The following is a 14,259-nucleotide window of genomic DNA, read 5'->3' as shown; positions in this document are numbered from 1 at the left end:
CTCAAAGACGTCATCCGATATATTTGTAATTGTAAATTGTAAAAAACTAATTTTATATTATGAAAAATCTTACCAAATTATTTTTATTAGCTATACTTGTTGTATTAGCTTCGTGTCAGAATGAGACACTAAACGAGGGTGCCTCTTCAATCGTTGAAGAAGAACTTTCTATGGAAGACCAAATCTTAGTCTCTGATGGGGAAGAAGACGAAACATTCGTTCTAAACCAAGATTTAAATGCTGAAATGCCAGCTCCAGCACTTACATTTTCTACTTCAAGTAGTCTTTCAAGTGCGGAATGTACTCCTGACCTTGAAGCTTTAGAGTTAAGTTTACCTGAAACTATAAGTGTAACAACGACTTCTAATCCTGGGCCTAATTCTTATTTTGAATTTGACATTAATGACTCTAGCTTAGCTGATGCTAGTTTGGAAGGATGGTGTGTTGATGTAGATTTAGATTTAGGTGTTGAAGGACCTCTTAACTTTGATGTATATTCAAGTTATGAAGTACTTCCTGAGGGATTATTTGAAAATGTAGATAATTTTGATCTTGTAAACTGGATATTAAATCAAACATTTATAGGAGAAGCAAGTCCAAGTGGTGGTACTTATACATATGGTCATGTACAATGGGCTATTTGGGAACTTATTGATGATAGAAACTGTGCTTTATGTACATATTTAACAGACCCAACTGGTCAATGGTTTTTAACTAGACCAGAAGAAGAAGCTAAAGGTATGGAAATTGTTCAGGCTGCATTAGATAACGGTCAAGATTTTGTTCCTGGATGTGGTCAAAAAGTAGCTTTAGTTTTGGTTCCTGAAGAGAGAAAACAATCAATTATTTATATGGTTGATGTTCCAGAAAAAGAAATCCCTTGTAGTGATTGTGAAGGAAAAGTTACTAAGTTAGAATTAGAATTTGATTGGCACAATACTAAGAAAATCGATATTGTTCAAAGATATGAGAATACATGTTACGGAAAAAGAGTTTACTGTAATAGATATGCTCAACCTGGTGAGATAATTAATATCTCAGGAAAAAATCATGATGGAACTTTTGGTAGTTATATTTATATATACATCAACAATTGTTACTACACAAAAATTAAAACTAATTGCGATACTAAAATTGGACCTGGATATTTTAGAGGTGTATTTAATGTAATTAGTGGTGAAAGTAGTCATGGAGGTGAGCTTTGTGATTATGTTGAGCCAGAACATTGTATAAGATACTGGTGGTAATGACCTGTTAGCTACAATAAATGTAGAATGGTCATTATGACACGAATAACTATTAAAGGAATCCATTTTAACATGGATTCCTTTTTTTGTACCTTAGAATTAAAAAAAATCTGGCAAAAGCTTTAAAAACTTACTATGTTTTACTTTTGTGTAATCTAAATGTGTAACAATTCTGAGTTTACCACTACCCATGCTAATTATATAAATATCTCTTTCAGATAATTTTTTTAAAAACTTACTTTCATCTATATCTGCATTGAGTTCAAAAATTACAATGTTAGTTTCAACTGGTTCAACAACTTTAATAATAGGGAGTTTGGTTAATTCAGTTGCTATCTCTTTTGCTTTTATATGGTCCTCTTTCAGTTTCTCTATATTATTTTCAAGAGCATATAGACCTGCAGCTGCTAGGTATCCAGCTTGACGCATATTTCCTCCAAAAATCTTTCTAAGCCTAATTGCTTTATCCATAATATCAGAACTCCCAATTAAAATAGAACCAACTGGACAGCCCAATCCTTTACTTAAACAAACTGAAATAGTATCGAAAACTTCTCCGTACTGCTTGGGTGTCTCATTTTTCTCAACTAAAGCATTCCACAAACGAGCTCCATCTAGATGAAAGCCTAACTTATAATTTTCACAAACCTCCTTAATCTTTTTAATTTCATCAAAATCCCAACAGGCCCCTCCACCTTTGTTTGTTGTATTTTCAATTTCAACTAAACTAGTTTTACTATAATAATAAGCTTTTGGATTTATAGCTTGTTCTACTTGTTTTGCAGTAAACATACCTCTGTCGCCATCAATCAATTTACAAGATACCCCACTATTAAAAGATGCTCCTCCAGATTCATAATTATATATGTGCGCATATTTATCACATATAATCTGATCGCCAGGGTTTGTATGCAGCTTAATTGCTGTTTGATTAGCCATAGTGCCACTTGGAAAAAACAATGCCTTTTCTTTTCCAAACATTTTAGCTACTTTATTTTCTAGTTTATTTATTGTTGGATCTTCCCTAAAAACATCGTCTCCTACTTCAGCACTAATCATGGATTGCAACATTTTGGGAGTTGGCTTTGTTACTGTATCACTTCTTAAATCAATAATCATTTCAATATGCTTTATGAATTAGGGATTAAAATTATCATTAATTTTAAACTTAAAATAGCTTAAGTTTTATATTTATTCAATGTTAATTTTCTTTTACCAGAGGACAATTGAGGGATTTCATCAACATATTCAACTTGTATTTCAGCATTATCTCCTAAGTATGATTTTAGAAGATTTATCATTTCTTGTTCACGCTTAAAAACCCCATCTATATTTATTTTAACCCGATACTTTTTTTCTCCTTCTTGAATAAACTGAAACTGCTTAAATTCTGGAAAATATTCCAATTCATAAACAACAGTCGTCATAATTCTTCCTTGTGTATCATAAATGGTATCCATTCTTCTCCCTTCAACCTTAAAAAAAGAAGGTGCACCATTAAAACTATTTTTATCAATATTCATTACAGCCAAATCACCAGTATCATATCTAATTAAAGGCATATGGAAATTAAATAAATCAGTAACTACAACGCGACCAATATCTCCATATTTAACTGGTACATCCTCATTAATATCTAAAATCTCGATATAATAACTTGCCCAATTAATATGGAAATACTCCCCTTCATTTTTTATTTGCTGAGATAATATACCGTTTTCCATGTTTGAATAGCGCGATAGTGCATCAATACCGAAATATTTTTTTATAGTTTTTTTAGTTTTTTCACTTAAAGGTTCGGCATTGGCAATAATAGAAGTAATATTTGCCTTAAAAGGTTTTGCATTTATAGAATCTAAATATTTACAAATTTCTCTGAAGGCTGAAGGATACCCAATAAATGCTTTGTTTGAACTTCCTGCCTCAATTTTATTAATAATCTGAGGTATAGATGATGTGTCTAAATTTTTAACATTAATAGTTATTATATTCTGTAAGAAAGAAGCAAGTCTACTTTTGGTTAATAAATTACCCCAGGCTCGTATGTAAAATAATTTTTGTCCTATTCTATAACCTGACTTTTCGCCAAAGTATAGGGTGTCAGCTGTATTCCTATGCTTCTTATTTTTATCTTGTAAGACTAAAAAAGGGGTTCCTGTGGAGCCACTTGTGCTAACTTCAAAACTGTCCTTGGCTCTATAGTTCTCAGAAATAAACTGATTCATTGATTCCCTCAGAATTAATTTATTTACAATAGGGAAATCTGATATAGATTTAGAGCCTTTATATGACTCATAAAAAGGGACATTATGCTTAGCATGACTAAGCAAATTATTTAAATACTGATTTCTTTTTTCTATAGATTTATCACTATGATAATTTTCTAAAACAAACTTAATTTGTTTATAATGAGATTTAACTTTTGACCCTTTAAAAAAATCAATAACCCAAAATGAATGATACCTAATTATCTCTAATAACTTTGTCATCTAATTTTATAAATAAACTGGTTAACAAATAAACAAAAAAAGCTTTTAAGTACTTTTTTGTCACTAAATTATTTTCTTTATAAAAATTAGTCTTGAATTCATTCAGATGCCTATTTTTGTTAAAAACAAATTAGATATGATAACATCAGATCAAATTAAAGATCTTAATACCCGCCTAGACAAACTAAGGCACTATCTTTGACATAGATGCCAAATTAATTGAAATACAAAACGAAGAAGAACAAACCTTCGATCCAAATTTCTGGAACGACCCTAAAGCTGCTGAAGTTATTATGAAATCACTTCGTGTAAAGAAAAAATGGGTTCAAGACTACAAAGATCTAAAAACACTTATTGAAGATCTTGAAGTTATCTATGAGTTTTTTAAAGAAGGTGAATCTACTGCTGAAGATTTAGAAAAAAGATACAATAAAGCTGCTATACTCATAGAAGATATCGAGTTTAGAAACATGCTTTCTGAAGAAGGTGATAATTTAAGTGCTGTACTGCAAATTACAGCAGGTGCTGGTGGAACTGAAAGCTGTGATTGGGCTAACATGCTCATGAGAATGTATTTGATGTATGCCGAAAAAAGTGGGTTTAAAGTTAAAGATCTCAACTATCAAGAAGGTGATGTAGCAGGCATTAAAACAGTAACTTTGGAAATTGAAGGTGATTTTGCATTTGGATGGCTTAAAGGAGAAAACGGTGTGCATCGTTTGGTTAGAATATCGCCTTTTGATAGTAATGCAAAACGACACACAAGTTTTGCTTCTGTTTATGTTTACCCGTTGGTTGACGATACTATAGAAATTGAAATAAACCCAGCAGATATCGAGATAACTACGGCACGCTCAAGTGGTGCTGGTGGTCAAAACGTGAATAAAGTTGAAACGAAGGTCCAACTTACTCATAAACCATCAGGTATTCAAATATCGTGTTCTGAAACGCGTTCTCAACATGACAATAGAGCCAGAGCCATGCAAATGCTAAAATCTCAACTCTATGAAATAGAACTTCAAAAGCAACTTTCACAACGTGATGATATTGAAGCTGGCAAAATGAAAATTGAATGGGGAAGCCAAATAAGGAATTATGTGATGCATCCTTACAAACTAGTCAAAGATGTTAGAACATCTCATGAAACAGGTAATGTTGATGCGGTAATGGATGGACAAATTGATGAATTTCTTAAATCATATTTAATGATGATGGGACAACAAGTTGAAGATGATAATCAATTATGAACAAAATTAATACGATAATATTTGATCTAGGAGGTGTTTTAATCGATTGGAATCCAGAGTATGTATTTCTAGATGTATTTAAAGGAAACCGAAAAAAAATGCAATGGTTTTTTGATAATATTTGTACTAGCGATTGGAATGAAAATCAGGATGCAGGTTATCCCATGGCTAAAGCCACCGAAGATCGTGTTGCTTTATTTCCTGAATACGAAAAAGAAATACGCATGTTTTATGGAAGATGGGAAGACATGTTGGGCAATGCGATAGCTGGTACCGTAGCCATTTTAAAACATTTGATTAATACTAATGACTACAAAGTTGTAGCATTAACTAATTGGAGTGCAGAAACCTTCCCTATTGCTCTCGAGCGTTTTGAGTTTTTACAGTGGTTTGAGGGTATTATCGTTTCTGGTGAAGAAAAAACACGAAAACCTTTTGATGAGATTTATAATCTCACATTAGAAAGATTTAATATAAATGCTGAAAATGCTATTTTTATTGATGATAATTTAAGAAATATTGAAGCTGCAAAAAACCTTGGTATCAATGGTATTCAATTTAAATCTCCAGACCAACTTATCAAAGAATTAAAAACAACATATAATATTAATATTAATGATTAAAATATATCATAATAACAGATGTTCTAAATCTAGATGTGGCTTAGAAATTTTAGAGAAGTCTGGAAAAAAATTTCAAGTTATTAAGTATTTAGAAAATGTTCCGTCTGCAAAAGAACTTAAGGATATTATTGAGTTACTCAAGATAAAACCCATACAATTAGTTAGAAAAAATGAAGCCATATGGAAAGAAAACTTTAAAAATAAAGAACTAAATGATTCTGAAATTATTTCTGCTATGGTAAAATACCCAAAACTCATTGAGCGACCAATTGTAATTAATGGCAAAAAAGCCCTAATTGGAAGACCACCAGAGCTTATATCTTCAATTTTGTAATTACTCCTGAAATTTATAATCAAAAAAAAAGGAAGCTAAAATAGCTTCCTTTTTTATATTTAATTCTTATTATGCTTGTCGTTTAGCTTTCTTTTCTTCTCTTATCTCCTTTAATCTTTCGATTAAAGAGCCTCCAATCCAATAAGGGATTACGAATGTTAATAAAAATATCATTAACCAAAAACCTATTGTTAAAATAGTTAAGAATGCCAAAAAACCTAAATACTGGTCAAATTCAAACATAGTAAAGATTGTGTTTTAAAAATCTTATGCAAAGATAATGCAAAGTGTATTTCTACACAATACCAAAAGTAAAATTATTAACAGACTTTTTAACTAGTCCAAATTTGGTTGTGGTGTCATACGCAAATAAGGCTTAACCTCCTTATACCCTTTCGGAAAAATATTTGGTATATCTTTAGTGGCTACAGCAGGAACTACTACACAATCGTCACCATTATTCCAGTTTGCTGGTGTCGCTACTTTATGATAAGCCGTTAATTGTAAAGAATCAATAACACGAAGTAACTCATTAAAATTCCTACCAGTTGATGCTGGATATGTAATAATAAGTTTTACTTTTTTATTATCATCAATTACAAAAACAGAACGCACTGTTAACTTGCTATCAGCATTAGGATGAATCATATCATACAATTCAGAAACATGTCTATCCTCATCAGCTATTATCGGAAAATTCACTGTTGTATTTTGAGTTTCATTAATATCTTTTATCCAACCATTATGGGAATCTAATCCATCAACACTTAATGCAACTACTTTTACATTACGTTTATCAAATTCATCTTTGTATTTAGCAACAGTACCTAATTCTGTTGTGCAAACTGGAGTATAATCTGCTGGATGAGAAAACAAAATCCCCCAACTATCTCCTAACCATTCATGAAAATTAATTGTCCCTTCAGTGGACTCTGCAGTAAAATTTGGAGCTTGATTCCCTAGCCTAATTGTCGCCATAATATTATTTTTAATGTGTTTGTAACTTTTATTAACCCCACTAAATTAATAGATTTAAATAATTATTACAGTTATTTAAATGTTAAAAAGATATTGTAAAAAACTAACAAAAATCATAATTAAAAAAAGCCGAAATGAATTACCTTAGCAAATTAAAATTTAAGCACTATCAAGATGAGTCACAGAATTGAAAAAGATACTATGGGCGAGGTAAAAGTACCCGCAGATAAACTTTGGGGAGCACAAACTGAACGCTCAAGGAATAACTTTAAAATTGGACCTACTGCATCAATGCCTTTAGAAATTGTTTATGGTTTTGCATACTTAAAAAAAGCTGCAGCTTATACAAACTGTGAATTAGGTGTATTAGCTCCAGAAAAACGTGATTTAATAGCTAAAGTATGTGATGAAATTTTAGAAGGAAAGCATGACAATCAATTTCCTTTAGTTATCTGGCAAACAGGTTCAGGAACACAGAGCAATATGAATGTAAACGAAGTTATTGCTAATAGAGCGCATCAAATAGCAGGAAAAACTATTGGTGAAGGTGAAAAAACCATTCAGCCTAATGATGATGTAAACAAATCACAATCATCAAATGATACCTTTCCCACTGGAATGCATATTGCCGCATACAAGAAAGTAGTAGAAACAACTATTCCTGGGGTAAAAAAATTACGAGATACACTCAATGAAAAATCAAAAGCATTTAAAAATGTCGTTAAAATAGGGAGAACACATTTAATGGATGCTACTCCAATTACTCTAGGACAAGAATTATCTGGTTACGTTGCTCAATTAGACCATGGTTTAAAAGCTTTAGAAAACACATTATCGCATTTAAGTGAATTGGCATTAGGAGGAACGGCAGTTGGAACAGGATTAAACACGCCTAAAGGATACAGTAAGAGAGTTGCAGAATACATTGCTGAATTTACAGGATTACCTTTTGTAACTGCTCCCAATAAATTTGAAGCTTTAGCTGCTCATGATGCTTTAGTTGAAACCCATGGTGCCTTAAAGCAATTAGCCGTATCCCTAAATAAAATAGCCAATGACATTAGATTGATGGCCTCTGGACCGCGTTCTGGAATTGGTGAAATTATTATTCCTGCAAACGAACCAGGAAGTTCAATTATGCCAGGAAAAGTTAATCCAACGCAGTGTGAAGCCTTAACTATGGTCTGTGCTCAAGTCATGGGTAATGATGTAGCAGTTTCCGTAGGTGGATTACAAGGGCATTATGAATTGAATGTTTTTAAGCCTGTTATGGCTGCCAATGTATTACAATCTGCTCAGTTAATTGGAGATGCTTGTTTAAGTTTTGAAGAAAATTGTGCTATAGGTATTGAACCTAACCATGAAACTATCAAAAAATTATTAAACAACTCTTTGATGTTAGTAACAGCTCTAAATACCAAAATTGGTTACTATAAAGCTGCTGAAATTGCCAATACAGCACATAAAAATGGTACAACTTTAAAAGAGGAAGCCATAAATTTAGGTTATGTAACATCTGAAGATTATGATGCTTGGGTAAAGCCTGAAGACATGGTAGGAAGTCTTAAATAAAAACTCAAAAAACTATATTATAATAAAAAAAGACAGGTAAATAATTTTACCTGTCTTTTTGGTTGGTTAGCTATCAATCCTTTGTAAATTGTAATCCATAAAGGAAATCGAGTCAAATATATAACTAACTCCACGTTTTGATATTAACATTTGTTAAATTAGGTGTAAAAAACAATTTTAATTTAAATTACAACTCGATTTTAGCAACGTTTCATTTACCTTTTTTATCATCCTTTTTGATTTTTCTTCTGATTCTACTTAGCTGAACCGGAGTGATACTCAAATAAGATGCTATTTGATATTGAGGAATAAGTTCGTCTATTTTTGGAATTTTTTTACGAAGTGCTAGATATCTGTCCTTTGCATCCAAAGATATGAGTTCTAACTGACGCTCTTCATATCGTATATAAACGTGCTCAAGGATTCTATTATACAGGTTACTAATAGTTATATCCTCCTTACATAATTGTTCAATATCATGAAAATTTACTTCATAGACACTACATTCAGTAAGCGCTTCATATGTAAGTTTAGAAGGTTGATTTTGTATTAAAGCTGTAAGAGCACCAACGAAACTAAAAGGCATAAAAAAATTCTTATTAAACTCTTTTCCGTTTTCGGTACTTAAATATGCTCTCATCATTCCAGTAGTAAGCATATATATTTTACTAGGTATTTCGCCAGGTCTGGCAATTAACTCACCAGCTCGAAGCTTTTTGTAAGTTGCTATTCCCGTAAGTTTAGAAAATGTTTCTTCAGACACATCTAAAAACGAGTTTAGAAATATTAAGTTAGGGTTCATACTATTTACATTTTAAAAACATCTCCATTTGTGGTTGGTAACATAAATGGTTTTGTTATTAAAAAGACAGGTTGGTTATAGTCTCTTTAAAAAGTTAATGGCTTGAGTATTAGATAAAAATAATATGTTTTAGAAATAATCCATTAATTAATCTATAATTAGCATATAAAATTGTTTACCTGTTAATTGAAATACTATCATTTAATATAAATCCATCTAAAAACATAGTCTTCCTAAGTAATATTATTAAATAAAAAAAACCTCAAACATTACGTTTGAGGTTTTTTACCTTAAGTGATATGTAAACTATGCTTACTTTAAAGTAAATTCTGAACTAGATACTAAATTTTTTGCATTAAATACATTAACTATATAACGTCCTTTTTCAAATTCGTTCTTTGAAGTTACAAACTCACATACATTCAAACTAGAATTTTCATAGTTAAACTTACTTATTGTACTATAGTTTAGTGTTTTCTCATCAAAAGCAACTTGTTCGTTTAAACCTAAAGTATTGTTCTTTGGATCAATAACTTGTACATACAATTCTTGATCTCCAGCTTGTACTAAAGTATTTTTAGCCACTGTAAAACAAACTCTAATTTTATCAGCTCTTTTAGCTCTTTCAGTAGGGATTAGCTTCCCTGAAGTTCGTTCAATAACTCCAAATCCTTTTAATCCTACTGTATTTAATACCGCTGCATTTTCAACAACTTCAGCTAAAGCATTGTTTTGAACTAGTAAAGAATCTGTAAAAACAGTGCGCTCTTCCAAACGTACACGAGTACTGTCTAATGATGTTGCCAAATAAGAGTTTTCAACTCGTAATGAGTCATTTTGAGCCAATAACACATCCATTTCTTTCTGTAAAGATTGGTATTTTCTTTTATATCTCCATAAACTCTTTACATTAGTTTCAGAGATTTTTAAAGAATCAATTAATCCTTGAATACGACCTCTTGCTTCTATCAAGTTAGCATTAGCAACCTCATTTTCTCCTATAGCATCATCATATTGCTTTGCCATAGCGTTTAAATCATTCATTACTAATTGCTTCTCTTCTGTTAGCTCATTTTGCACTTTTTTGCTACTGTTGTATAAATTCATTGTATAGAATCCTGTAGCTAAAAATAAAACTAGTGCAATACCAAGTCCAACTTTAAGCCCTGTGTTACTCTTATTGTTTTCCATAATTACTTGTTTTAATTGTTTAAGGTTAATCTAATTTTGTTTCTTCTCTAAATGCTGTAAATAATCATTTAATATCAATTTTCACAATTTATTTATTTTTTATGAATAAACAGGTTTCATTTAATTAAAACACGTTTAATAAATTTTTAAACAATTGCTCTGGCTCATCCAGATTATATCAACATATCAAATATTAATTAGCATTTATAACATATACGAACAACTTAAAAGTTTGGATGTTATGCACATTATTTTAGGCTTTTCAAAAGGCATCTACACCTTTTAAAATCAAAGAAAACTATGAATATAAAAGGTTTTAATCAATACATTTAAAATTTTGTTAAATACAAAAAACAACCAATATTTAAACTTTAGTTTTATGCATTATAATGTTAGAATCAATAAAAAATAGTTATGACTACTTAATAAATTTACTCCCATTTCTTTATAAAATCATAAAATATCCAAATATAATTTTTAGTTAATTAGAAAAACACCTACTTTTACATAAGTACTTATATAATTATTAATATGGATGCTTTAAAAGGTTATGGTGAATTAGGTTTAGGTTCTCGATTAAAACGTGTTAGTGAGTATCTAATGAAAGAAACACTATTGGTTTACAATCATTTTAATATAAATTTTGATCCTTATTTATTTCCTATATATAAAATAATATCAAATAAAAATGGGGTTACTAATTCTGAAATTCAGAATTCACTAAAATATACACAACCAGCAATTACACAAGCTTTAAATAAACTGAATAAAAAAGGTTTGATAAATTTAAAGAATGATAAATTAGACAAAAGAAAAAAAATAATTCACTTATCTGAAAAGGGTAAAAAAACACTAACGCAATTAAAACCCATTTGGAAAAGTATTGATAAGATTATAAAGGAATATACATTAGAACAATCGTCTTCTCTAATAAAACACCTTAACACTCTTGAAAATAAGCTGAATGAAAAAAGCTTTAGTAATACTGTTATTGAAGACGTAAAAACGAGAGTAACTCGAGATATAAATATTGTTTCATATAAAAATGATTTTTCGCAACACTTTTATAATTTGAATGTTGAATGGTTAAAAACCTATTTTTATGTTGAACCCTATGATGAAGAGGTTTTAAGTAACCCAGAAAAGTATATTATTAATAAAGGGGGACATATTTTTTTTGCACAATTAGAAAAGGACATTGTTGGCACTGTAGCTTTGATGCCTATAGGTAATGATGGGCATTATGAACTCACTAAAATGGCAGTATCTCCTAAACATCGTGGACATAAAATAGGACAAAAACTTATGCAGTTTTGTATAGATTATGCAAAATTGATGGGTTTACCAAAGCTTATTCTCTACTCTAACCGAAAATTAGAAAACGCCATTTATATATACAGAAAATATGGCTTTATTGAAGTCCCAGTAGAACCAAATAGTCCCTACAAACGTAGTAATATTAAGATGGAGTTGGTGTTTTAGTTAATTCATAAAAATTAGAGTTAAAAGTTTGATATCATAGAATCTAATTCATCACAATATCTAAGTTTTTCATCACAAAGTGCTATTAGAGTTTCTATCATTAACTGATTTAGTTCTTTATCATTAGGGCGAATATTATAAGCTAATTTAAATTCAGAATAAGCTTCTAACATTTTATTACTTTCCAATAGGTATTTACCAGAATCCATTAAAAAATTGAATGCTTTATCATTTTTATAGTTATGATATGCACTCATTTTTTTATTATACTCATTTGAATAATTATTGAATTTATTATAGGTTAGATTTATAACCACTAAAAAGCAAATTGTTATCAAAACAGTTAGTAAACCCATCAACTTTTTATTTTCAATAATACTAGTTTGTAGCTTAAAACCTCTTGAATATTTTGGCAGGGAAGTAAATGAAGATGGTCTTTCTTTTTCGAACATCTTCTTTCTAGGATTTCTAGAATAAATCCATTTTTGCAACCCAAAACCTATGTAACCACCCATGACTTACCTTTATATTATATGTCATAAATATCAAAAAAATGTTACATGAAATAGCAGATAATCACTGATTATTCAAAGCCTTCAAAGAATCAATTTGCTTCTGTAATCTCTCAATTTCTTCAGATTTCTTATCTACTTGTGGCATTGCGTTTATTGAATCAACAACTTTTTGAGCAATATCAATTTCTTTAGTTTCTTCAACAAAATAATAACCAATCTTTTCACTAGAACGCCATGCTTCATTTAACTGGTCATAAACAGTTTTATTCCATTGGCTTGGGTGTTTCACATCAATCCAAACCACATCTCTATATTCACTATCAATAAGTACTAAGTCTGGTGTTGCAGAACCATCAAATTGTTTTGAATCGGTATCACTTATTGAAGATACGGTTCCCATAAAAAACATACGCTTTTTGCCTGCAATATCCTTTATGTATGGTCTAAATTCAACTGGTGTATTGGCTGTCCAATCATATTCTTTTCTCGATTCTTTTACTTTTAAAGGCATTGCCGAAACACCAGCATACCCTTGTTTTTTAGCAGCATGATTATAATAATATAATTTATCAGTACCATCAGCAGGAACAAAAACACTAAAGCTTAAACTAGTACGTTCGTCTCCTACCGGCTCTAAACCAAACCAGTGGTATAAGCCACTAAAAGCACCTGTTTCTGTACCTGAAAAATCAAAATCTGTAACATAAGGTTGTTGATTCTGGTCTTTTGGCATTTCAGGGATTTTCACAGCAGTTTCCATGTTCCAAGGTAATGGATCACTAAACCCACCTAAGAATTTTAAGGACTCTGCTTGTAATCTTGATACTTTTTCAGCTAAAGTATTTTGTCTTGTTAAATACTTATGGTTTTTCATATTCTCAGGACTAACATAAGTTCCTTTTCCTATTAAGATACGCTCTATATAATCATTAAAATCATGTTCACCATTATCAATAACCATAACACCTCCAAAGGTTGGGTATGGAAATAAAAAACCTTTCCATTTTATTAAACTCACTACTTGAACCCATTGTCCTGAATCGTTTTTCATATAATACGTGTCACTTGGTTCCATTGTGAATAGTTGGAAAAAATTGAAACGCTGTACTACAGCATTATAAGTGTTTCTACTAAATTTTAAGGATTCACCAATTGAAAACGTCACAGGAATTCTATTTTCGCTTGAAAACCTTGGAAAAGGCGTTGTACTTGATACAGCAAAAACTTCTTCTGTATTATCAGTCATACCTTGCCACATATACTTTTCTGTTGGTTGAATGGCCATAGTCCATTTATTCTCGTCACCTATCCTAACTAAGTGTGGTAATGATACATCTTTAGTCTCACCTACACTTTCATTGGCCATAGAAAAAACGTTTCTTAAAGGCTGAATACGTTCATTTTGAGTTAAAGGTAATTCACCAATTTCAACTTTGTTTAGATGGTTAAACACATTGTACGTTTTCATGTAATCATACATTTTAAAATGCCAACCAACTACATATAAAATCCCAAAGAATATCACTAATAATGCTAAAATCCCTAATCGACCTCCTGTGCTTGCCGACTTTCTGAATTTTCTTAAACCTAAAAATAATACAATACTACTTAGTAAGATTATGAAAATAAATTTTCTTACAAATAACAACGCTGGTTGATAATCATCACGTAAAACAAATAATGCTATAAGTAGAATGAATGAAACGATAATAGTTATTGCTTTTTGCTTCTTTCCTTTATTCCAGTATGTTTTTATCATAATTTTTGTCATTCCTGAAA

General features: G+C 30.6%; 13 protein-coding genes. 6 read left to right on the top strand and 7 right to left on the bottom strand.

All coding sequences use genetic code 11. The features are described from left to right. The first annotated feature begins 59 nt into the window (after positions 1-59). Positions 60-1,247, top strand: coding sequence for a hypothetical protein (locus tag Q0772_RS13390; protein ID WP_298345818.1), 1,188 nt, complete (start codon positions 60-62; stop codon positions 1,245-1,247). A 99-nt stretch (positions 1,248-1,346) separates the two neighbouring features. Here Q0772_RS13390 and Q0772_RS13385 read toward each other — a convergent pair whose 3' ends face one another. Continuing rightward, positions 1,347-2,366 (bottom strand): GntG family PLP-dependent aldolase, encoded by a 1,020-nt coding sequence (locus tag Q0772_RS13385; protein WP_298345816.1) that lies wholly within the window; start codon positions 2,364-2,366, stop codon positions 1,347-1,349. A 59-nt stretch (positions 2,367-2,425) separates the two neighbouring features. Next, entirely contained in the window at positions 2,426-3,736 is a 1,311-nt protein-coding gene (locus Q0772_RS13380; protein WP_298345812.1) for a CoF synthetase, read from the bottom strand. Positions 3,737-3,872: 136 nt separating this feature from the next. Here Q0772_RS13380 and prfB point away from each other — a divergent pair. From prfB to arsC, 3 genes are all read left to right on the top strand, one after another. Then, a protein-coding gene (gene prfB / locus Q0772_RS13375) for a peptide chain release factor 2 (protein ID WP_298345810.1) occupies positions 3,873-4,983 on the top strand; the annotation gives its coding sequence in 2 pieces (ribosomal slippage) (positions 3,873-3,935 and positions 3,937-4,983; 1,110 coding nt in all). After that, positions 4,980-5,606 (top strand): HAD family phosphatase, encoded by a 627-nt coding sequence (locus Q0772_RS13370; RefSeq protein ID WP_298345807.1) that lies wholly within the window; start codon positions 4,980-4,982, stop codon positions 5,604-5,606. Before prfB ends, Q0772_RS13370 begins: the two co-directional genes overlap by 4 nt. Continuing rightward, positions 5,599-5,940, top strand: coding sequence for an arsenate reductase (glutaredoxin) (gene arsC, locus Q0772_RS13365; protein ID WP_298345804.1), 342 nt, complete (start codon positions 5,599-5,601; stop codon positions 5,938-5,940). Before Q0772_RS13370 ends, arsC begins: the two co-directional genes overlap by 8 nt. A gap of 336 nt (positions 5,941-6,276) precedes the next feature. Here arsC and Q0772_RS13360 read toward each other — a convergent pair whose 3' ends face one another. After that, on the bottom strand, positions 6,277-6,918 hold the full coding sequence (locus Q0772_RS13360; protein WP_298345801.1) for a peroxiredoxin: 642 nt from the start codon (positions 6,916-6,918) through the stop codon (positions 6,277-6,279). Positions 6,919-7,092: 174 nt separating this feature from the next. On the opposite strand from Q0772_RS13360, the gene fumC reads away from it, so the two are divergent. Then, the gene (gene fumC / locus Q0772_RS13355) at positions 7,093-8,490 is read left to right on the top strand and encodes a class II fumarate hydratase (protein WP_298345798.1); all 1,398 of its coding nucleotides are present in this window, start codon (positions 7,093-7,095) and stop codon (positions 8,488-8,490) included. A 211-nt stretch (positions 8,491-8,701) separates the two neighbouring features. On the opposite strand, the gene Q0772_RS13350 is transcribed toward fumC, so the two are convergent. Next, complete coding sequence (locus tag Q0772_RS13350; protein ID WP_298345795.1) at positions 8,702-9,292, bottom strand: Crp/Fnr family transcriptional regulator; 591 nt, start codon at positions 9,290-9,292, stop codon at positions 8,702-8,704. Positions 9,293-9,604: 312 nt separating this feature from the next. Further along, positions 9,605-10,483, bottom strand: a complete 879-nt coding sequence (locus tag Q0772_RS13345; protein WP_298345792.1) for a chromosome partitioning protein ParA — start codon at positions 10,481-10,483, stop codon at positions 9,605-9,607. Positions 10,484-11,014: 531 nt separating this feature from the next. Here Q0772_RS13345 and Q0772_RS13340 point away from each other — a divergent pair. Beyond that, positions 11,015-11,965: a bifunctional helix-turn-helix transcriptional regulator/GNAT family N-acetyltransferase gene (locus tag Q0772_RS13340; RefSeq protein ID WP_298345789.1), complete on the top strand. Its 951-nt coding sequence runs from the start codon at positions 11,015-11,017 to the stop codon at positions 11,963-11,965. 20 nt (positions 11,966-11,985) lie between these two features. Here the strand turns inward: Q0772_RS13340 and Q0772_RS13335 are convergent, their stop codons facing one another. Next, complete coding sequence (locus Q0772_RS13335; protein ID WP_298345786.1) at positions 11,986-12,480, bottom strand: hypothetical protein; 495 nt, start codon at positions 12,478-12,480, stop codon at positions 11,986-11,988. Between the two features lie 61 nt (positions 12,481-12,541). Further along, a complete protein-coding gene (locus tag Q0772_RS13330) occupies positions 12,542-14,239 on the bottom strand; it encodes a hypothetical protein (RefSeq protein WP_298345783.1) in 1,698 nt (565 codons plus the stop codon). Positions 14,240-14,259: the final 20 nt, after the last annotated feature.

The organism is uncultured Algibacter sp., assembly GCF_947490405.1.
Taxonomy (GTDB): domain Bacteria; phylum Bacteroidota; class Bacteroidia; order Flavobacteriales; family Flavobacteriaceae; genus Algibacter_B.
The sequence above is the reverse complement of the archived record's forward strand: the minus strand, read 5'-3'. Positions and strand labels throughout refer to the sequence as shown.